Source organism: Enterovibrio calviensis DSM 14347, from assembly GCF_000621165.1.
Classification (GTDB): domain Bacteria; phylum Pseudomonadota; class Gammaproteobacteria; order Enterobacterales; family Vibrionaceae; genus Enterovibrio; species Enterovibrio calviensis.
Genome location: NZ_KK211217.1, coordinates 213,006 through 235,015, shown reverse-complemented (window position 1 = coordinate 235,015; position 22,010 = coordinate 213,006). Strand labels below are relative to the sequence as shown.

Here is a 22,010-nt window from a genome sequence, read left to right as displayed (position 1 = left end):
CCCTTCAAACCTAATTATTTGTTTACTTAACCTTCATTACTGTTTAGCATTTTAGATGTCTGTGTCTTTTTTAAATCAGGCGTAACATTTATATAACGGAGTTACCCATGAAAAAATCAGCGATTACAGCATTGGCAGTAATGATGATGTCAGCACCAGCACTTGCAGCAACTCAAACTACCGCAACCACTGCAGCAACTTCTGGTAGTGCTGCTGGTTCAGCAACAGCAGCATCTGCTGCAGCTGTTGGTGGCGTAAGCGCTACCGCTGTTGCAGTTGGCGCAGCGGTTGTAGCTGCAACAGTTGTAGCTGTTGATACAAGCGGTTCTACAGGCACAACAGGTACTGTTGGTACTAACTAAGTTGTGTTTTGCAACCGAACGGGGTTCCGTTCGGTTGTTTTTACTTATACCCAAACAACCTGAAGATACCGGATTCAGCGAGCTTTACTGACGTTATGATCAAGGTGTCCCTTTTTGATGTAGTGCACTCCATCAAAAAGGGGCAACACCGAGCATGGCGTCAGTAAACTCGCCCAAAGGGAGGCCCTCAGAGCGTCCACTTCATCGTTAAATCCCTGTGAAATAGAATGACTATTCCTACAAGAATTTGCCTTGAATTGAACACTCTGATGGCCTCTGAAATTGAGCATCTTTAGGTTGTTTGGGTATATTGTTCACCCTGTTGTTTTATTCCTTCTTTTATAAAGAAACTCATACCTATTTTGGTGGTTAGGTAAATCATGCTAACAACTTTTTCTCGCATAATGCCTGTGGCATTGCTTGCACTCGCCTTGCCACTTTCCGGATGCAGCCAAAAATCGACGGCTTTATCTGACACTTTTTCGGTTGCTGCATTTGGCCCTCAAGATATAGAAAAATCCGTTGAAGACATCGAAGCACTGCCTTGGGCGAGTATTTACGCCAAGCTAGACGGTGATGCACAAGCCTTTATGGTGTTGGGGTTTGCTGAAAAACGGGCTTTGCTAACTGAAGACACAGACCTAAAAGCCGACGCATCCGCTATTTATCAGCTCAAGTGGCTTTCTGCGAACAACGAAATGGTTGTGACCGAATCAGGGCGTTTGATGAAAACTGTAGGCCTTCAGAATGGTAATCTTTTAAATAGCGAAAGCGATGCCATCGACCCGCTTCGATTGGGTTTGCACAAAGAAAGCACACCAACATTTTGGGCGAGAACCATCGATTGGCAACCTGGCAACCACTTCGGCTATACCCTGACATCATCGTTTGAAAACAAAGGTATTCAGACGCTCGTTATCAATGAGAAGCCCATTGAAGCACTCTATTTCGTTGAAACCGTTGATGTACCTAAGCTCGATATTCAATATAAAAATGAATTTTGGATATCCTCACAGTCTGGGCGTGTTCTAAGCAGCAAGCAGGTTATTGCGCCGACGCTTCCTTCCATTGAAATCACAATTCTGAAACCTTTTTCTTCATAGGACTCACATGAAACTTTCACATGATCGCGTGAGCGCACCGGGCTTTGCAAAATCTGGTGAATGGGTACGCTGGCTAAAGGGTGTCGCACTTTTGTTGTGCTCACTGTTTGCAACTTCCACCTTTGCCACCACGTTGATGGTTCAACAAACTGCACAAGAACCCCTGCTAAGCCTGTCGTTTTCACAGACGCCGCGTTTGTCTCAGGTCGTAATCGAAGGAAAAAACGCGCTACAAAAACTCCCTTCTTACCAAGAGACGGAGCGCTCACATCAATCCGATGGTATTTTTTGGCCTGCTGCAGCCTTGCTTGATAATGCAAAGCAAGCTTCTGTCGAACAACTAAAAACGAATGTAACCGACCAGCTTTTTCGTCTTTACAATGAGTGGGCGGAAGACGCCGACAAGAAGCAAGCTATCGACGCACTGCTGCGATTCATCGAAGCACAAGATTATGGCTTTCGCGTTGATGTGAACGTCGACCATGATGGTCTGTTGTTGGGGCAGCACCCCAACCCCTTATTAGATTCCCATTACACCCTATTATTGCCAAGTCGCCCGTCTTCGATTGACGTGTTAGGGGCAATACAACATAGCGCATCGTCTGATTGGGCGTCGGGTTTGATCATCAGTGATTATATCGATAACCATGATAGGTTGTTTTGGTACGCAGAGCGCAGTCATGTTGTTGTGATTGAACCGAATGGAAACACACAATCAGTGCCTGTAGCTTATTGGAATAACGCAGATTCGCGTCTGGTTCCAGGCAGTATTGTTTACGTACCTTTCACTTCGCTTCCATCAACGTTCGATTCCTTGAATACGACAATCGTTAACCTTCTGAAACTTCGGATGATGTAATGAAAACCCAAGTCCCTTTTCGCTATTCAGCGCTCGCACTTGCGCTTTTCCCTTTCATCGCCAGTAACGCGGCTTTTGCCTCTGAGTCAGAAAAAAGTGCCTTAAAACCGACATATCACAGCGCCTCGCAAAGTGATTTTGGTGGGGTCGGTTTGATGCAAATGCCGTCTGGCCGCTCTGCGCCTGAAGGTGAATTTTCTGTCGGTTATACGGCCAACGAAGATTATCGTCATTTCCATGCATCTCTGCAGTTAATGCCTTGGCTAGAAACCACTCTGCGTTATACACAAGTGCCTTCAAAGCGTTATGGCGGAAATGGCTTCGGTGAAGACACCCACTACACCGACAAAGGCATCGACGTAAAATTTACGCTTTGGGAAGAAAGCTATTGGCTGCCTGAAACATCTATCGGCATGCGTGACCTTGGCGGTACGGGTTTGTTTGACGGTGAGTTTATTGCCGCCAGTAAACGTTTCGGCCCTGTTGATCTTACTATGGGGGTTGGCTGGGGCTACATGGGCAACAGTGCAAACCTTCTGGGTAACAAAGCCACCAACGATTGTGGTCGTGATACCTCTTATAAAGGTAAAGGTGGTTCGATCGATTTCGAACGCTTCTTCACGGGTTGCGCAGCTGTGTTTGGCGGTGTTGAATACCAAACCCCGTGGGAACCGCTCACGCTTAAATTGGAATATGACGGTAACGATTACCGCAGCGACTTTGCCAATATTGAAGAAAGCCAAGAAACCAACTTCAACATAGGTGCACTTTATCGTTTAGGGGATTGGGGGAACATTCGCGCCAGCTTCGAACGCGGTAATACCGCCACTTTAGGCTTCACGCTATACACCAATTTCAACGAAATGAAACAGACGTGGGTTGATTCCTCAAAACCTGCCTATGCGCCTGCTGCCGAAGACACTGACACCGATTGGGACAAGGTTGCTGAAGATTTGGCGTACATTTCCGGCTTCCAGAAGACCAAAATTTACGTAGATGACAATGTCATCACGGTAGAAGGAAATCAGTCGAAATATCGCAGACCTTCAGAAGCACATGACCGTGCTGCGGCTATTCTAGCCAATACCCAAGAGCCTGCTGACACATACCGTTTTGTGGATGTGAAAAACGGCTTGGCCGTCACCACCACGGAAGTGGATGCCAAAGCCTACCGTAAAGTCGCCAATCAGGAATATGTCGGCGCTTCGATTCATGATGCCGCTGCACCATATCAGGCCTCTAAGTCTGCCAACGGCACGTTAAAAGCTGATCGCACAGATAATTTTGTTTACGGTATTTCACCTACACTGCAGCAATCACTTGGCGGCGCGGAAGATTTTTACCTGTTTAATTTCGGTGTATCGGGTGATGCCGCGTATTGGTTTACCGACAACCTTGAACTTGGCGGCAGTGTTTACGTAAACCTGTATGACAACTATGACAAGTTCACACACACCGTTGCCCCGGGTGACAGCACTGAGCTGAAACGCGTCAGAACTTTGGTTCGTCAGTATATTTCTGACAACCCGGTGCGCTTGAACAACTTGCAGCTAACAGGCTTTGGTCAGTTCTTTGATGATGTCTACACACAAGCGTACGTGGGTTACCTCGAAATGATGTACGCCGGTGTCGGTTCTGAAGTGCTTTACCGCCCAATGGGCAGCAACTGGGCGTTTGGTCTCGACGTTAACTATGTTGCGCAGCGCGATCCGAACAGCCAATTCGGAGTATTTACTGACGAGAACTATTACGACTCTATCGATAAACGCAATTACTCAGTGCAAACGGGCACAGTGACGGGTCATGCATCGGTATATTATCGCCCTGAGTGGTCTTGGTTTGATGATTTAACCATCAAAGCGAGTGCTGGCCGTTACCTTGCGGAAGACCAAGGCATCACACTTGATGTATCGAAGCAGTTTGATAGCGGTGTGATCGCCGGTGCATTCGTAACGAAAACAGATTTGTCAGCGGAAGAATTTGGTGAAGGCAGTTTCAACAAAGGCTTCTATATCTCGATTCCGTTTGATGTATTCACGGTTCAACCAAGCGCCAACCGCGCTCTGATACAGTGGATCCCGCTAACTCGCGACGGCGGACAGATGCTGAGCCGTAAATATCATTTGTACGATATGACCAATGGGCGTGACCCGCGTAGCGAGTTTACCAACAGGTAAACGTTGAAGCTGTCATAAAGAAAAAACACGCAAAAATGCAAATGGCGCTCATCTTAGAGCGCCTTTTTTTGTTCATTTTTATTGGTCAGCCGCGATAGTCACTGTATTCGCTAAACCTTTGTCTTGTATCTGCTTGGCAAAAACTGCTTGTGCCTGGAGATCGCCATGCACAATTCGCACTTCTTTCGGCTTTGTTTCAATACCTTGAATAAACGACAACAAATCATTTTGGTCAGCATGGGCTGAATAGCCTGACATCGTATGAATGTGAGCGTTTACTTCAATGTAATGACCCGATATTTCCACCCTCTTGCTGCCTTTCTGTATTTCTCGCCCCAACGTGCCTCGTGCTTGATAACCGGCGAGGATCACATCGGTTCTTTTATCAGGCAGCAGCGCTTCTAGGTAATTGAGTATCCGCCCGCCATTACACATGCCACTGGCGGCGACCACAATGGCTGGCTCGCCGGTTTGTTTGAGGCGATTAACCAGCGATTGATGGTCATGGTGACTGTCGATGGTAATACATTGGTCAAACGCCAGCGGATGCCGCCCTTCTTTCAGATGCCCTTTCGCTTCTTTTCCCCATAGGGTTTTAAATTGTCGATACTGTTTGGTCACTTCAGCGGCCATGGGTGAATCTAAGATAACTGGCAGTTTTGACCATTCACCCACCTCATGATCGTTAAGCTGAGTGGCGATGATGTTTTCAATATCGAACAGTAGCTCTTGCGTTCTTCCTACGCTAAATGCGGGAATAAGCACCACACCGCCATCTTGCAGTGAACGATTAATCAGTGTTTTCAGCCTATCGGCACGATCGGTAATGGATTCGTGTTGCCTGTCGCCGTATGTGCTTTCAATCACGAGCACATCTGCTCTTTCAGGCGAAAAGGGATCAAGCAATAACGGCGTATTCTTTGGCCCTAAGTCGCCCGAAAACACGATAACTTCTTCCACTTCCGACACTTCTTCGCCTTCGCCAGGCAATTTTACTTCGATAAAAGATGAACCAAGAATATGCCCAGCGGGTTGAAAACGGATCTGTGCCAGCAATTGAAATTGAGAGAGGGATTGGGAACTAACAACCTGCCACTCGTTATAGTCAACGGGAATCAGCAATTTATTGATAATACCGAGGATTCGTTTGCGATCTGTTTTTTTGAGACCGAGTTGCAAGCGCAGCCCATCGTCCAGCATCAATGGAATCAGGGTCGCAGTTGCATAGGTGGCATATATGGGTGCGTTGAAACCTGCAGCGAGTAACCAAGGAAGCCGACCAATATGATCGATATGTGCATGGGTGATCAGCAGCGCATCGATGTCATGTACCGGAAATTCAATATCTAGCGAGCGGGTCTCATCACCTTGAAATAACCCGCAATCAACCAGCAGTTTACCGCCAGCAATGTCTAGCTGATGGCATGAGCCAGTTACCCCTGTTTTGGCACCATGATGGGTGATCTTGTAAGAGCTTGGCGTGGATATATTCACTGTATTGACTCCCAAATAATGAAACTGGGGGTATTGTTACTCAGCCACGAGCGGGGTGTTAAGAAATGTTCGTAGGAAGGGAATAAAGACGAAGTTTAAGCGCACCTCTATGATTCTGTTTCAGAAGAGGTGCGACAACGTTAACGGTGAGCACTGGCTCAATAAGCAACGCCCAGTTAAAGACGAGAAAGATCTCTTCAGCTTTTTATGCGATCACCAGAACCACTGCCCGTGACCGTTTGAATGATATAGGTAAAGTAGTGCTTTACTGACATCGTTCGGATCATTCGTTGATCCCATTCAGCCAGTTTCTGCGGTGTCGACATGTCAATGTCGTTGACCTGCGCAAGACCCGTCACGCCCGGCAACACATCAAATACACCTTTTTCTTGTCGCGCTTGAATCAGTTCTTCTTGATTAAATAAGCATGGACGTGGGCCGACTAAACTCATTTCCCCCTTCACAACATTAATCAGTTGTGGCAGTTCATCCAGTTTAGTTTTGCGTAGAAATGCCCCAAACTTGGTGACTGAAGAAGCGCTAGCAAGATGCGTAGCGACCGAGGCAGTGTCAGGTGTCATGGTGCGAAACTTAATCAAGGTAAATGGTTTTTGACCCCGACCTACGCGCGTTTGGCAAAAAATCGGAGATCTGGTGTCGAAATAACCAAGCACCGTAACTAATAACAACACAGGCCACAAAAACAGAAGGCCAAAGAAGGCAAAAACGAAGTCAAGGAATCTTATCACAGTGGTCTTCTCTACTGGCTTTTATCACTTGAAGAAATTTGATGCTTTAAATATGCGTCAACAGTATTGGTAATTCCCTGTTCAAAGCTCACAGGAGGAATCCAATCTAACGACTCAATCGTATCTGAAATATCGACCTGCAGATTACCACACAACCGATTCGCGATATCCGATTTACCCAACGTATTGGCCATGAATACAAGAATGCGTTGCGGCAGTGGCAGCAGTCGATTCGGCCTCCCCATGCTCTTGGCAATCTGCCTTAAAAGCCTTGTGGTAGAAACATCATCATTGTCTGAAACCAGAAACGTCTTCCCTGCTGCGTTTGGATGAGTACAACAGGTCAGCACCAGTGATACCAGATTATCGATGTACACAAGACTTCTGCAGTTGTTGATAGCACCAAAAGGCAGAGGGATACCTTTTCGAACGATATTCATCATAGATTGAAAGTTGGCTTTTACCCCTTCGCCGTACACTAAAGGCGGTCGGACAATAACAACGTCTAAACCGGTCCTATTCGCTACCTCTTTGAGTCCAAGCTCTGCCTCGTATTTGCTCAAGCCGTATAGGTCGCTTGGGGCTTGTAAAACCTCAGGAACAAATGCTTGCTCAGGATCCGTTTGCTCGCCATTCACTTTGATAGAACTGATGAAAACAAAACGCTTAACGCCTGCATCAGCAGCCTGCTGAGCGAGATTCAATGTACCAAAGGTGTTCACTTCTCGATAAGCTTGAAGTACCTCTGCACTGCTTTGTCTCTCTTGCATTTGATGAACACGCGCTGCACAGTGAACAATGCAGTCAATGTCTTGTAGATGAGCGGACCAATCACTATCGGCATGGATATCACTAACGATGGTATCATCCGTGTTCAACGCAACATTTCTAACTTGTTTCTTAACGACCCAATTTTTATGTTTCGCTGTGTTTGAAACGCGCTTACCAACAAATCCGGTGGCGCCTGTCACGAGTAGCTTCACCCTAATTCCTATCTATCTCTATGTTCATGCCAAGATTCTATCATTCAATACTGGCGAGTCGCACTAAAGGTACATACAATAAGCCCATAACGAATAATAACATTTTTCACCACGCCCATTTTTAGCTGCCAACGTCTAAGAGATACCAAAAATCTAATGTTTACTCCGATCCAACTACTTCTCAGCGCACATCGTAATAACAAGCGAATCATAAGTGTTATCTACGATATTCTCGCGGTCGCTCTATCGCTCTACTTCGCAATGGCGCTGCGTTTAGATACACTGATTTTCCCAATCGACTCTGCAGAGATACTGTGCTTATTTGTCACTTGCGCAGTAACAGTGTTTAGCTTTGTCAAACTTGGGATGTACCGTGCCATCCTGCGTTACATGATGATGCCTGCAGTTGGCAACATATTTATTGCTGTGATTATATCAGCTGTCACTCTAGCAATAAGTGGTTTTTTCTTTCAGGCGTTTATGCCAAGAAGCGTCCCATTCATCTATGCTGGGCTGGCAATACTCACTCTAGGCGCACCACGGATATTCATTCGAACGGTTTACTACCACTACTACCGTAGAAAAAAGCCCAATGTATTTATTTACGGAGCGGGTTCAACGGGTCGAGATCTGGCATATGCTTTGATACAAGGCGGCGAATACCACCCAGTCGCTTTTTTGGACGATGACCCCAAGAAGGTAGGCCAAATATTAACCGGCGTAAGAATCCACTCCGCATCAGAATTTGGGAATCTTCTTTCGTTATATCAACCTGTGAAGCTCCTTCTTGCCATCAACAACATTAGCAAAGGAGACCGCCTAAGACTTGTTGATGAATTGTCCCATTGGCCTATTGCTGTTCAATCAGTGCCTTCAGTTGAAGACATTGCCACAGGAAAAGCCAGTGTTACAGACATCAAAGATCTCGATATAGCCGATCTACTAGGAAGAGAACCCGTATCTCCAGACGTAGAATTACTTCGAAAAAACATAACAGACAAAAGTGTGTTGGTGACAGGTGCGGGTGGTTCGATTGGTTCCGAATTATGTCGACAGATCCTCGCGCAAAATCCGAAAACATTAGTGTTATTTGAACTTAACGAATACAACCTCTATGCCATTCATCAAGAATTAGAAATGGCAAGAAACAACCTTGGATTAAACACAGTTCTAGTAGCAGCTTTGGGCTCAGTACAAAAAGAGAACAGATTGACAAAACTTATGGCTGCACACCATGTTGAATCAGTCTATCACTCTGCAGCTTACAAGCACGTTCCGCTTGTAGAAGATAATGTTATTGAAGGTATAAGAAATAACGTTTTTGGAACACTAGCTTGTGCAAATGCTGCAATTGCAACGGGTGTAAAAAATTTCACTCTAATCTCAACCGACAAAGCGGTGCGACCCACGAATATTATGGGTGCAAGTAAACGTATGGCTGAATTGGTACTCCAGGCGATGGCTGATCGCGGAACCGATACCAACTTCACCATGGTGCGATTTGGTAATGTGTTAGGCTCGTCGGGTTCGGTCGTGCCACTATTCAAAAAGCAAGTGCGAAAAGGTGGACCCGTTACAGTCACTCACCAAGATATTACGCGTTACTTCATGCTAATACCCGAAGCTGCACAATTGGTTATTCAAGCAGGAGCTATGGGTCACAATGGGCAAGTTTTTGTTTTAGACATGGGTGACCCCGTAAAGATCGTTGATCTCGCGAAGCGAATGATTAACCTCATGGGGATGAAGAGCTACATAACAGACACAGGTGAAAGCGACACGGATGGAGACATAGAAATCCGTTTCACCGGCCTAAGGCCAGGCGAAAAGCTCTACGAAGAACTCCTAATTGGGGATAACGTAGAAGGTACAAGCCACACAAAAATCATGGCAGCAAGTGAAACAATGTTAGCTTGGGAAGACATGCAGAATCTATTGCATCGACTTGACGAATCGTGCCACGATTTTGATTCAGATCGAATTAAGAATATCCTCTTAGAAGCCCCTACAGGATACAATCCTAAAGAAGGCATACAATGAAAGTCTATATTTCGGTTATAAATCACAATCACGATGACATAATCACTGGCAGCGAAACCCTACGCTCACTAGCTCAAGAACATACAGTAGTGATACGTTCAAACACGCCTCCAACTAAACATTTGGATACTTACTGTAAAAATGGCGCAATCCACCTGATAACTAGCCAGTCAACCATGGGTTTCGCGGCAAACAATAATGCAGTCTTCGAATACTGTACAGTAAAAGTCGATATGTCAGAACACGATTACTTTCTTGTCTTAAATCCAGATGTAGAGATCAAAAACGCCTCACTAAACGAGCTATTGATACAAGCTAAAGAGTATCAATCTGACATTTCGACAATAAACTTGTACCGAGATCCAGGCTTTACAACGTTCGACAACTCAATTAGACACTATCCAAAATTACTCTCACCATTGAAGTCACTGTTAGGAGTCAAACGAGAGGATATCTACGACAAAAGCCAAATTAACTCTCCATTGAAAATACAGTGGGCTGCAGGGTCATTTCTGCTATTCAGAGCAACCACATACCAACAGCTTGGTGGTTTTGATGACAGTTACTTCATGTACTTTGAAGATGTCGACATATGCACTAGAGCCAACATTAACAATTTCTCTATCTACTACTTCCCTAAAGTAAAAGCACTACACCATGCTTCACATCAAAACAAGAATATATTCTCAAAACACTTCTATTGGTACTGTAAGAGTTCAGTGAAATATCAATTAAAATTTCAATTTGGGCGCCTCCAGAAACTAAAAAAAAGGAAGCTTTAAAGCTTCCTTTTTCAATGCAAACGTAACCAAAATCACATATAGTTCTAGAACCTCAACCGATGCGCTCCATTCTTTTCTTCAGCGCATATTCATAAAGTTCGACGTCCTTACTGTGGAACTTAGTAACTTCGCCTTTAAAGGCTAGGTCATCAAAATATGAAGAATTCTTGTCCCTAGTTGCATTGACATTCATTTGGTGATTTTTTAGAGAGACGCCCAAATATTTATCAGCAAAATATGTCATATCTGAATCAAAGTGTTCTGTTATGCCAATAAAATCAAACCTCTTCACATCAAAGCCCCATAGGAACTTAGCATAAAAGTTTCTCATTTCTTGGCTGAAGCAAAATTTCTCAAACGACCACTCCTCTTCTACAACTCTCGTGTGCAACTTACCAGCATCATTAGGATTATAAGTTCTAATCCAATAGTTGTAATGAGATCCCAATCGCTCAATGGGGTCACGCATCCACGTAATATAAGTAGCGTCAGAAAGGTGAGAATACTTAAGTGGGAGAAAATGCCCATGTATACACTTGTAATTATCTAAGTTAGCAAACCTACTTGTTAGATTTTTTGATAATGCATCAAACTTTCTTTTGAGGGGTATCTGATTTATAGGAAAATCAAGATAGTCCCTTAACAGATCCTCTCCATATATATCCTCCAAAGACACTAAAAAACTAGCACCTGCGGTTTTAGGAAGGTGTAAAGAAATTAGCATTATGATGCCTCGCCATTATATACTTTCAGGTTTATTAACTTGAACTCATCAGGGTTCCCTGAAAAGTCTATACGAAGCCCGTATTTAAAGAGTTGAGCTGGCAACTCAAAATAGAGCTTATTTGGTCCTAACAAAGAGTTAAACCTTATGCTTTGCCTCTCGTTAAACATCTGTTTTTTTCGAGTCTTAAAATACATAGACAGAGAACTAAGACTACTATAGTCAATATCTAACTCTATGATCATTTTCCCATTATAATCTAATGGAGGAAGAGTGATAAATGAATCTGACACAACAGATGCCATATAGAAGGCATTATCTCGATGTTCGATGGACGAGTGACTAACGCGGAAATATTCTTGAAGCCCGAATGTATAAATCTCATTGAGTCCATCGATACTGCTTGGTGAACTACCAACGGATAACCTAACAGAACTAGGATTGAATTGAATCAGACACGAATCGATAGTATCTCTATGTTGACTACTACAAAGCCTATTAGACTGAGCCTCTGTATAATCGGAAAACTTGATAACTACAAATTTATCAACAATGGACACGGAGCCAGAATAAGGGAAAACCGGCAACTTACGAATCTCATTGACATTATCGCGCACGCTATCCAAATGAGCGTATGAAAAAGCATCCCACCCCAAAGACTTAAACAAATTAGAACTGTTTTGTAATTCGTTATCACCCCAGGCAAAGAACCCCTTAGCCACATTTTCAAATTGCTTATTAAAAGCCATTTTAGGGTTAAACGGTAAGTAACCAACAGAGTGTAAAGGTATCTTCCCTCCATTTTCTTCAAGAACAGAATCTAACCCAGGCAAGTCCAAAATTTGAGATACTAACTCTGCAGCCAGTCGCTTATCGTTATCCCAGCTAAGATTGTCATAATAGGCAAACTTATTTAAGTTAATAAAATTAACAAGCACAAAAAGCACTGAAATAGGTGCAACTATAAAACCCAAGCGACGCTTATCCATGCTATATAAAACTAGCCAATAGATCACAAAAGTAAATAGTAGTGGCAAGGCGATATAACTTCGTGTTGGTAAGGATTGTGGCGAAAGGAACTCAAGTAAAAAAGGACTGATGAGAGCAAGTGAAGCAAGCAGCAACAAAAGAGTGTTTTTCAGCCGGTACTTATAGACAACAAGGCCGATAAACAATAACGAAAGAATTGGTTGAAACACATTCTCTTGTGGAAGTAAGGAACTAGAAGCGGACATAACCTCGATAAATCTTGCAATAAATGCAACGACCAGTGTAACTGCATAGTCAGTCGAAAGCCCACCACTTACAAACCCGTCAATGTAACCACTTTGATTGCCTGAATAAACAATCGAAATAGCTTTATTTGCGACAAAATAAACAATACCAGCCAGTACCAGTACGAAAAAGGCCTTGGCCAATTCCTTGATCGGATTCGCACCATCCTCTAGTTTATAAAACCCAAAGATCGCGATCATCAGAATAAAAACGGTAATTGCAGACTGGTATATACTCAGAGAAAAAGCAAGAAGTAACACTGAGACTAACGTCAGTGACCTTCGACTACTCACACAACAATAAACAGAAAATGTAACGAGCAGATAGATAACCCCAACAGAGAATGACACTGTAGAGAAGCTATATAAATAGTACAGAAAAGGACAACTAACAAATAAAACAGAGAGCAAAGTTGGGTAATGAAGTTTTCCACACACTTTCTGAAAGAAAACCCTGATAGCAACCATCGACATCACGCTCGACAGAAAAATACCAACATAAGGGAAGACAGGGTTGTTAGAATATACCCAAGTTAAAAAGTACATTCCAAATCGACCCTGAGATAACCACTGAGGGTCAACTCGATAACTGCTATGTCTCCTCAACTCATCCTGAGTGAATGACATGTTTGACAACTCAAAAAAATAGAACACTAATGGAGTTATTAGAAGACCAAAATACCAAATTAAATTCGCATTTAGGTCTTTTTCAATCTTAGAATATATGTTCAAAAGTAGCTCCTGAGAACAAATCTTGTCACTATAAAGCCATATGCTGTTGTAAAAACCATCGCGACAAAGACAGCTAGTCGCTCATTGGAAAAATTAGCGACAATCAAAATCCCTAGAAAAAAGGAAGTCAAATAAATAGCAACCGACACAAGACCGGAACCTTTCTTTTCTGCTTTAAAAACCTTCGATGGGTAAACAAAATAGACATAAACTAGACCAGTGCAATAGGAAATCAAATAAGATACTTCTGGCGAGATGAAAAATAAAAGCCCTTGATAAATCAAGAGCGTAAGTATGGTATTAAAGCCACCTGCAGCTAAAAACCTTAAAAAATCAGCCTGCATTGGCGAATTTTAAAAACTCATCATACTCGCGAATATAATCAGCTTCTTTATATTCATGCGAGGCATAAACCAATAGCACCGCATCTTGACTAAATTTATATTGAACCCCCCAAACTCCAGCAGGAATATATAGGCCCTTTACTGGGGAATCAAGCTCTACCTCAGCACGATGAGTTCCATCATCAACAACAACAGAGAGCTTGCCAGAAACAGCAACCAGTAACTGTTCACACTCACGATGTGCGTGCTCTCCACGAACCTTGTGACTGCTAACATCATGAACTAAAAATGTTCTCTTAGGAATAAAAGGCAGGTCGGTTGCATGTTCAATTGCAACTAAGCGACCTCTCATATCGCCAAAGCTAGATAATGTCACATGTTTACATTTACTATAATTAGACACAACATCACTAAGATTATTTGAGTGATTCTTATCTAAAATGTTATGTTGGTTAGTATTGTAGTTTGTTATTCTGGCAGGGTTACCTACTACTGTTGCAAATGGCGGGACATCCTTGGTCACAACCGCACCAGCCCCTACCATTGCCCCCTGCCCAATAGTAATGCCTGGTAAGATCGTCGCATTAGCGCCAATAGATGCGTTAACTTTTACAGTCGTCCGAAGAAACTCTTCTGGGTATTGTTTTGAACGCGGCTTTCTATCATTTGTAAACGTCACATTGGGGCCGATAAAAACATCATCTTCGACTACAAGTCCGTCCCAAAGTTGAACGCCACATTTCACGGTGACATTATTGCCAACATGGACATCATTCTCTATAAATACACCGTCACAAATATTACAGTTTTCGCCAATCACCGCTCCAGGAAGAATATGAGCAAACGCCCAGACATTTGTATGGGCACCTATATTCTTCGATTCACAAATCGCCTTTTCGTGTATGTTGATCATCAGCTTCTTCCATTATATTTTCAGTATTACTATTTACGCTCTTTATGATATACATTGGTCTACGTTTTGAGTTCTCTAATATCCGCCAGATATAGCATCCAAGGACACCTTGAGAAAGCAAAATGGAGCTACCGAAAACAACAATAAGTATCGATTGAGTAGTGAAACCGGGTTGACCAATTAACCCCAAGAAGTGAGAAACACTAACTACGACGACATACATTAATGACAGAGCAAGTCCCGCTATACCAAGCAAGAGTAAGAACATGATAGGCAGGTCAGTAAAAGAAAAAATGCTATCTAGCATATAGCTGATTCTTTTACGCATTCCCCATGCACTTTCGCCAATCTCTCGCTCCTTTCGATCATAAGGGATATAAGATCTTCTAAAACCAACCCAAAATAATTGAGCAACCAAAGAGCTGTTTCTCTCTTCGATATTCAAGATGCTTTCAATAACCTTGCGATTACATGCAAAAATATCGACACCCCCAGCAGGAATTTCTGGGATCACCAGACGCCTATATAGTCCCCAAAAGAGCGACGATAGTAGCTTCTTTCCAAATGGATCATTGCGACTTTTTCGTTGACCGAAGCAAACATCTGCGGTGCCAGCGGTCAACGTCTTGAACATATCAAGGACAAGTTCAGGCGGTTCTTGAAGATCTGCGGCCATTACAGCCAAAAACTCGCCATTTGCTTCAGCCATACCAGCACGAATGGCGGTAAATGAACCGAAGTTTCGACTCAACGATACTATCTGATAATTTTTCACATAATCGGCACAATGCGCCGATAGAAGTTTCTCGGAATCATCTGGCGAACCATCAATAACAAAAACGAACTCGCAATGGTTTTCGAGATTTTCATCCAGCATCATCAATGCGCCAAGTAAAGGGAGGATATTCCCTTCGTTTTTATAGATTGGTAAAACCAATGAAAATTTAAACATTGTCCCAACTATTTAATACATCGCAGATATAGTTAACTTCTTCATCAGTCATCATAGGAAAACAAGGCAATGTGACGATCTCCTGAGTAAGTTGACGAGATACGTTTAACTCGCTATCAAGAACGTCGTCTTTCCAAGCATCTTGATCACTGTCGAGTATCGGGTAATGAATATCGACCAAGATACTATGCGCTCTCATATGATCGACAAATGCATTGCGGCAACCAGTTCTCACTATTGCGAGATGCACCACATTTTTGTCACTAAAATCATTATAAAAACCGAGTGATTTACAAGATTCCGAATAACGACGATAGATCTCTCGTCTGCGACTATTCCACGCATCCAACTCAGGAAGAAGACGCGACAATATTGCCGCCTGAATCTCATCCATGCGCGAATTTCGACCGTTTTTCAAATCTATTTGGTACTTAGCACTCCAGCCATATTGACACAGAGATTTAACCTTCTTTTGAAAGTCCTCACTGTTGGTTGTGATAGCTCCGGCATCGCCAACAGCGCCAAGGTTCTTTGTAGGGTAAAATGAAAACGTAGCCAAATCACCCATGCTCCCGACTCTATCTTCACCCACTTTCGCGCCATGTGCCTGAGCGCAGTCTTCGATAATAACAACGTGTTGGTAACCGAGGCTATCTAACTGTTTTCTAACGGCGTGAACATTAACAGCGCGACCATAAAGATGGGTGACTACGACAGCGAGTGTGTTTTCACTAATAACATGCTCAAGGAGACCTTGATCCATAAGCATACTGTCTTCGTCTACATCAATGTAAACTGGCGTTAAGCCACTCAAAAAACAAGCTGTGCTGGTATAGCCACCTGCATTTGCAACCGTAATGACTTCTTTTCGAGTGCCATTACTAACACACTTCAATGCTATTTCTAGTGCATCAGTGCCATTGGCCAAAGGCACACAATATTTGGCACCAACATAATGCGCAAATTCACTTGCAAAACGGTTGCCGTGCTCTCCAAGCAGCCATCGACCACTAGCAATAATGTCCGACAAATCAGTTAGTACATTTGGAATCAATTTACCCGTGATCCGCGATGTGTCATTTAGTGGAATAGGGTTCATCCAAAAACCTTCCTTTTTATTTTTCTTAGATAGTGCGGTGGGACTATCCGTCCTATAACACGCCCTAAAGGACTACGATATATTTTCAACGCCATATCATAGAAATAGTGACTTGCTGTAGGTGCTAGTGTCTCGGCGTTTCTAGACTCGAGAAGTGAAGATATTTCAAAGCCTGGCTCTAGTTCGACGACTTCTAAAGGTTTCACAATCGCCAGATATTCCTTTTTATAAAAGTCAGACTGCTTCCCTGTATTGCGTTCGGCATAACAATAAGGTTTCCCTCTCGTACAAGAAACAAGGTCCAGCATTCCACTATAGGCGCTATCAATATCATTGAAATCATTGAGAAGTTTTACTTCAGGAAGGCCAGCCAGACGTTCGGTAAACGCTCCAATATTAGGGGCGACAATAGGTAAGCCTAATGCAATGGCTGGTGTCAACGTATAGCAGTATGTCTCAGCACATTGGGACGTATACCAAACGACATCAGGGGAAATATTTGATATCTTCGCTAGCAGTTCAGAGTCGGAATATTGCCCGTGGTCAACAATATGGTCGTGCAGAGGAATACAAGAGTAGCCCAAAACATTGATTTCTAATTCTTCGCCATACTTATTTGCAAAGTCATTCAGTAACTGTGCGCCTTTCTCAAGAGAAATTGCGCCGACCACTAATACTTTCACTTTCTCTGACGTGTTTTTTTCAATAGCAATGCCTTCAAGACCGTAGATCTCTTCACGATGATGAGCAACTACACTTCTATCAGAGACATCATAAAAACGACAAAAACGCTCCATCGTATCTCTAGACGGATAAATGACCATCGATGCATTGACAATAAATTTGGTCAATGTCGCTGCCGAATCTGCATCTGCAAACATATAACCCGCCAAACGATTGCTCTTTGACTTCTCCAAAACAACTTCGGTACTCTCATCACCAAAGAACTCACCTAGGTCATTGGTCAACGCCGCATTCCCACTGACTAAATAATAGTCATGAGCAGTAATACAGTATGGCGTCGACAATTGTTCACTCAGTGACAGAAATGACGGGTCTAAACCATGTATATGGTGGAAGTGAACAAGACTAAAATTCAAATAATGCAGTATCTGAAAAAGTTTTTCGCGATCACTGTTTACGTTAAATTGGAGTTTATTGGATTCGTCAATCAACAATTCAACGTTATCACCACTTTGCCTTAAACGAACTGAGGCAATTGTAGGCTCTAGGTGAAGAACCAAATCATCCACATGCCGTGTAACACCGCCACCCAACGCATGCTCAACCTGCAATACAGACCGTTCAGAGCGTCTAACCAATTCAATTGCTGCGCGAATTCTGGCCATTTTGGCAGGATCATTCGCAACGAATTGCATTACGTCAGCCGTGTAGTTTGGGTGTTTACCAAGAAGCAATTCCAGAGCGACTTTCTGACGTGGATGTTGTTCATCGGCAAAGCTCACTCCCCCTTTATGGTAAGCAAAAACATTAACTGCATGAACATTTGACCAGCCATTTACAATGGCACGTTGACACCAATCGTTTTCTTCTCCGTATCCCTTGCCGAATGTCTCTAAATCAAATAGACCTACGTCATCCAAACATTTACGTTTAATGAACATACAGAATCCAACGCCTGTTGGAATTTCGATATATTGTTCAGGATTATTTGCCTTAGAAAACGCCAGATCTATTTCTTTTAGCGATTTCCCCTTTGCCAAACGATTGTCTTCACAGAAATTTGGATAGCTACATATAGTAGCATTGTTTGAAAAAGGTGTGACTGAGCCAATTTTCTCATCCAAGTATGCGACTTCTTGGATCCTATCTAACCAGTCATTCTCGACTTCGACATCACTATTCAACAAGAGAACGTCGTTATTAGCATTTAGTGCCATCGCAAAGTTAACGGTCGCAACAAAACCTAAGTTTTCTTTATTCTCATACAAGGTGTAATTGTACGTTTCAGAATGTTCAATCAACCATTTTGAAAGCTCAGGCTCCGGCGATGAGTCATTAACTACAATCAGGTTAGCCCACTCTGGCAATGTATTATATGCTGATATGATGCACTCTGACGTTTCAACTAAACCTCGGTACACTGGAATTATTACATCTACTTTAGTCATAGTATCACTTTAATACGTCTTTTGATTTTTCGTAACAAACGAATGCCAAAAATGTTTTCATAATGGTTTATTTTTTCCACCAACAGATTTTTTTCATTTTCTAAGTTTTCAATTGCAATACTATTTTCAGCAATTAATTGGTCTTTCTCTGCGATAAACTGGTCTTTCTCTGCGATAAACTGGTCTTTCTCTGCGATAAACTGATCTTTCTCTGCGATAAATGCATCTTTGGCAACAATGATATTATCTCTGTACTCGATAGCTTCATCCTTTGAGTTAATCACGCACAAAGCATGTGAATAATTTTCACCATTATTTATCGCCTTAATATTTGCATCATTGATAAGCTTAAAACTATCTAAAATAGCTCGGATAAACTCACGTTGACTTAAATAGCGATCAGAAAAAGACTGCATTTCCTGCAACCAATCAACATCCAACAAGGGTGAAGATGCATCTAAAATACGTCGAGACAAGTCACAATTCATCGGGTTTGCGATAGACTTAGGTATCTTAGGGTCAATAAATTTCGCGGTTTGAACATTAAGGTCAATATCAAACCATGCAAGCATTCTAGAGATCTCAAGCAACGGGTTAGAGAACATCCCCTCAGTCTCAATCCAATAACCATTAGATTGATTTGCCGCCATCGCCGCTGATATCGTGTAGTAATTCCATAGCAATGCTGAATGCATGTGAACCATATCATCACGACGTGCCAAAGAAGCTGCTACGCAAGAAACATCTCGATTAACCATAACTACATGTGCCGTTAGCCCAGCGATTTTAATTTGCTCCTGCCAGATCGGGTATAAAAGACAAAGTCTTGGGTCTTTTATGCCTATAAGCTGGTGATCTGAAAACTCATCAGAGACCAGAAATTGCTTAATTCGATTTATAATTTTCTCAGAAGGACGCCAACCCTGATTGACCTGTGCATAAACATCAAAGCAGTCATACCAAGCCGCACCGAGTTCATCTAGAATACACTCATTGATATCGACCAGTTCACGATGCTCGTAAAATCCCTTTTCGTTTACAGTTTCAATATCGTCAATAAAGTTTTCGCCGAAAAAGACACCCTGATGGTGCAATTCACCAGAAAGGGCGCTTGTACCACTTCGGTGCATCCCTAGAACAACGAAAACCTGTTTATTTATCATGGAGTCAGAATACCTTTCTCAACTGTATATTTGGGAAAAAAGTCTACCGTCCCAGTAGAAATGTTGTTCTGCTCTACCACCTTGAAGCTCAAAATATCGACGCCTCTGTTCAAAAACGTAGGCTTTCCATCCTTCGTTCCAAAACATCCACAGTTCAAAAAGTACGTTCCATTTCTTAGGTTACACGTAAACTCTATCGTTACATCTATAACATCATCACGCTTAGCACTCTGAATGATTAAACTCTTATCATGTGCAGATGTTGCTCCACCTAGCTCAAAACCCGCAACATTTCTTATCATCATGCCAAGGAATACATCAAAGCAATCGTCACTAAATTTAACACGATATTGAAACTGATATCGATGTGCCGACTTCAAAACGTCAACTGGCTCACCTTCTTCATCAACAATCCGAGGATCAGAGATTTCAGCACCATTCTTGTCATACCAGAGAGCCGATTCACTCGGCGTATTGACTGTCTTAACTTTCTGTTGTTGAGTATCAATCTCGTCAGTCGATGATGCGGCGGTTGCATTAAAACCGTGAAGTTGCAGCTCATTGCGGTAGCTTTCTCGTTTGAGACCTTCCATATTCAAAAGCTTGTGATAATGCTTTATCACTTCACGTGGATCACCTTCCAAAAGAACGTCACCATGATCTAACAGAATTGCCCGATCACACAACGAGATAACCTGACCTGCGCTGTGTGACACAAGGATAATAGTTACACCCTGAGCCTGAAGTTCTTTTAGTCTTGCAAAACACTTACGCTGAAAAGCATCATCCCCAACCGCAAGCGCCTCATCAACAATGAGAATATCGGGATCAATGTTAATTAGCACGGAAAAAGCGAGCCTGACCATCATGCCGGAAGAATAGGTTTTTACAGGGCGATCGATAAACTCGCCAATATCAGCAAACGCCAATATTTTTTCTAGCCGTTCATCGATTTCATGGCGCTTGAGGCCGATAATTGAAGCATTAAAATATACGTTTTCTAATCCCGTAAACTCTGGGTTGAAGCCAGAACCAAGTTCAAGTAATGCAGCCACACGGCCATTTACCTCGACATCCCCTTTTGAGGCTTGCAAAACACCGGTAATTATCTGGAGTAGCGTAGACTTTCCTGAGCCGTTGTGACCGACTATACCAATGGTTTCACCAATACCCGCTTCAAAAGACACACCTTTTAGCGCGAAAAACTCCTTCACTTTTTTGTTAGGGAAAATTCTGCTTAGTAAAACCTCAAGAGGGTTATTGAAGAGATAATAGCGTTTTTGAATATCAGTAACTTTAATAGAATACATGTCGCTAAACCTATATCACATCAGCAAAAGTTGGCTTCAAAAAATTAAACAGACGATAACTTAGTGCCGCAAAAACCGTGCTAACAACAGCATAAATAGCCAAGTCTTTATAGTTTAATGGGCTGATATCAAATACTAAACTTCTCACCGCCTCTACCGGTATAGTGATTGGATTAACCTTGATCAACGGCGCAATAATAGATGGCACCATATCTAAAGGAAAAAACACTGTACTCGTAAATAGCACCACAGTGACCATCACATGAATAACTTGTTCTAAATCACGAATAAACACTGTGAGAGCAGCAAGTAAATAAGATAGGCCTACTAGCATGATCACCATAGGGAGCATAACCAATGGGATGGCAATAATGCCAGCATGAACAGGAGATCCACTTACCAATAGAAATAGAAACAAGATCCCAAGACCACATGCAAATTGAACCAGAGAGGAAAGAATCAAACTCCAGCAAAGTGTTTCAAGTGGAAAAACTATTTTTTTCACATAATTCACATTGCCCACAATAACAGTGGTACTTCTACTGATAACTTCAGCAAACAACATGTGAATAATTAATCCGGAAAATAATATCGAAGCAAAGCTCGCGTTGACTTCTTGCGTCCCACCCCACTTAGCTTTAAAAATATACTGGAAGACAAACGTATATATAACAAGCATGAATAGAGGGTGTGCAAAACTCCAAACGATACCGATTAAAGAGTTTTTGTATCGCGCTGATATGTCTCTTTTTGCCAACGTAGAAATCAGGCTACGTTCAACAAGTGAAGGCCGTAGAAAATTGTAATTATTTAGCACA

17 protein-coding genes and 3 pseudogenes are annotated in these 22,010 nt (G+C 42.6%); 5 read left to right on the top strand and 15 right to left on the bottom strand.

Going from position 1 to position 22,010, the window contains the following annotated elements:
- The first annotated feature begins 107 nt into the window (after positions 1 to 107).
- From Q365_RS0119270 to Q365_RS0119255, 4 genes are all read left to right on the top strand, one after another.
- Positions 108 to 362 (top strand): hypothetical protein, encoded by a 255-nt coding sequence (locus tag Q365_RS0119270; protein ID WP_028024879.1) that lies wholly within the window; start codon positions 108 to 110, stop codon positions 360 to 362.
- A gap of 380 nt (positions 363 to 742) precedes the next feature.
- Complete coding sequence (locus Q365_RS0119265; protein WP_051563832.1) at positions 743 to 1,465, top strand: YjbF family lipoprotein; 723 nt, start codon at positions 743 to 745, stop codon at positions 1,463 to 1,465.
- 7 nt (positions 1,466 to 1,472) lie between these two features.
- A complete protein-coding gene (locus Q365_RS0119260; RefSeq protein ID WP_028024877.1) occupies positions 1,473 to 2,324 on the top strand; it encodes a capsule biosynthesis GfcC family protein in 852 nt (283 codons plus the stop codon).
- Positions 2,324 to 4,501, top strand: a complete 2,178-nt coding sequence (locus Q365_RS0119255) for a YjbH domain-containing protein (protein ID WP_028024876.1) — start codon at positions 2,324 to 2,326, stop codon at positions 4,499 to 4,501. The genes Q365_RS0119260 and Q365_RS0119255 overlap by 1 nt, the downstream gene beginning before the upstream one ends.
- Before the next feature lie 78 nt (positions 4,502 to 4,579).
- Here Q365_RS0119255 and Q365_RS0119250 read toward each other — a convergent pair whose 3' ends face one another.
- From Q365_RS0119250 to Q365_RS0119240, 3 genes are all read right to left on the bottom strand, one after another.
- Positions 4,580 to 5,989 (bottom strand): MBL fold metallo-hydrolase RNA specificity domain-containing protein, encoded by a 1,410-nt coding sequence (locus Q365_RS0119250; protein ID WP_035025463.1) that lies wholly within the window; start codon positions 5,987 to 5,989, stop codon positions 4,580 to 4,582.
- Between the two features lie 203 nt (positions 5,990 to 6,192).
- The gene (locus Q365_RS0119245) at positions 6,193 to 6,744 is read right to left on the bottom strand and encodes a sugar transferase (protein WP_028024874.1); all 552 of its coding nucleotides are present in this window, start codon (positions 6,742 to 6,744) and stop codon (positions 6,193 to 6,195) included.
- Between the two features lie 11 nt (positions 6,745 to 6,755).
- Positions 6,756 to 7,727, bottom strand: a complete 972-nt coding sequence (locus Q365_RS0119240; protein ID WP_028024873.1) for a UDP-glucose 4-epimerase family protein — start codon at positions 7,725 to 7,727, stop codon at positions 6,756 to 6,758.
- A gap of 156 nt (positions 7,728 to 7,883) precedes the next feature.
- Between Q365_RS0119240 and Q365_RS0119235 the strand changes: the two genes are divergently transcribed.
- Positions 7,884 to 9,767 carry a polysaccharide biosynthesis protein gene (locus Q365_RS0119235; protein WP_028024872.1) on the top strand — a complete coding sequence of 628 codons (1,884 nt, stop codon included), beginning with the start codon at positions 7,884 to 7,886 and terminating at the stop codon, positions 9,765 to 9,767.
- A gap of 834 nt (positions 9,768 to 10,601) precedes the next feature.
- On the opposite strand, the gene Q365_RS0119225 is transcribed toward Q365_RS0119235, so the two are convergent.
- The 12 genes and pseudogenes from Q365_RS0119225 to Q365_RS0119180 form a co-directional block, all read right to left on the bottom strand.
- Complete coding sequence (locus Q365_RS0119225; RefSeq protein WP_028024870.1) at positions 10,602 to 11,273, bottom strand: sulfotransferase family 2 domain-containing protein; 672 nt, start codon at positions 11,271 to 11,273, stop codon at positions 10,602 to 10,604.
- Entirely contained in the window at positions 11,273 to 13,279 is a 2,007-nt protein-coding gene (locus Q365_RS0119220) for a glucosyltransferase domain-containing protein (RefSeq protein ID WP_028024869.1), read from the bottom strand. The genes Q365_RS0119225 and Q365_RS0119220 overlap by 1 nt, the downstream gene beginning before the upstream one ends.
- A complete protein-coding gene (locus tag Q365_RS27490; protein ID WP_051563831.1) occupies positions 13,276 to 13,623 on the bottom strand; it encodes a GtrA family protein in 348 nt (115 codons plus the stop codon). Before Q365_RS27490 ends, Q365_RS0119220 begins: the two co-directional genes overlap by 4 nt.
- Positions 13,613 to 13,999 (bottom strand): annotated as a pseudogene (locus tag Q365_RS27485) (sugar 3,4-ketoisomerase); the annotation flags it as partial. The gene Q365_RS27490 and the pseudogene Q365_RS27485, both read right to left, overlap by 11 nt.
- 93 nt (positions 14,000 to 14,092) lie before the next feature.
- Positions 14,093 to 14,218 (bottom strand): annotated as a pseudogene (locus Q365_RS27480) (DapH/DapD/GlmU-related protein); the annotation flags it as partial.
- A gap of 192 nt (positions 14,219 to 14,410) precedes the next feature.
- Positions 14,411 to 14,536 (bottom strand): annotated as a pseudogene (locus Q365_RS27475) (N-acetyltransferase); the annotation flags it as partial.
- On the bottom strand, positions 14,505 to 15,488 hold the full coding sequence (locus Q365_RS0119205) for a glycosyltransferase family 2 protein (protein ID WP_028024867.1): 984 nt from the start codon (positions 15,486 to 15,488) through the stop codon (positions 14,505 to 14,507). The gene Q365_RS0119205 and the pseudogene Q365_RS27475, both read right to left, overlap by 32 nt.
- Positions 15,481 to 16,587, bottom strand: coding sequence for a DegT/DnrJ/EryC1/StrS family aminotransferase (locus Q365_RS0119200; RefSeq protein ID WP_028024866.1), 1,107 nt, complete (start codon positions 16,585 to 16,587; stop codon positions 15,481 to 15,483). Before Q365_RS0119200 ends, Q365_RS0119205 begins: the two co-directional genes overlap by 8 nt.
- Entirely contained in the window at positions 16,584 to 18,719 is a 2,136-nt protein-coding gene (locus Q365_RS25885) for a glycosyltransferase (protein ID WP_051563830.1), read from the bottom strand. The genes Q365_RS0119200 and Q365_RS25885 overlap by 4 nt, the downstream gene beginning before the upstream one ends.
- The gene (locus Q365_RS0119190) at positions 18,716 to 19,882 is read right to left on the bottom strand and encodes a sulfotransferase family protein (RefSeq protein ID WP_028024865.1); all 1,167 of its coding nucleotides are present in this window, start codon (positions 19,880 to 19,882) and stop codon (positions 18,716 to 18,718) included. The genes Q365_RS25885 and Q365_RS0119190 overlap by 4 nt, the downstream gene beginning before the upstream one ends.
- Positions 19,879 to 21,192 carry an ABC transporter ATP-binding protein gene (locus tag Q365_RS0119185; protein WP_028024864.1) on the bottom strand — a complete coding sequence of 438 codons (1,314 nt, stop codon included), beginning with the start codon at positions 21,190 to 21,192 and terminating at the stop codon, positions 19,879 to 19,881. The genes Q365_RS0119190 and Q365_RS0119185 overlap by 4 nt, the downstream gene beginning before the upstream one ends.
- Before the next feature lie 10 nt (positions 21,193 to 21,202).
- Positions 21,203 to 22,009, bottom strand: coding sequence for an ABC transporter permease (locus Q365_RS0119180; RefSeq protein WP_028024863.1), 807 nt, complete (start codon positions 22,007 to 22,009; stop codon positions 21,203 to 21,205).
- Position 22,010 lies beyond the last annotated feature (1 nt).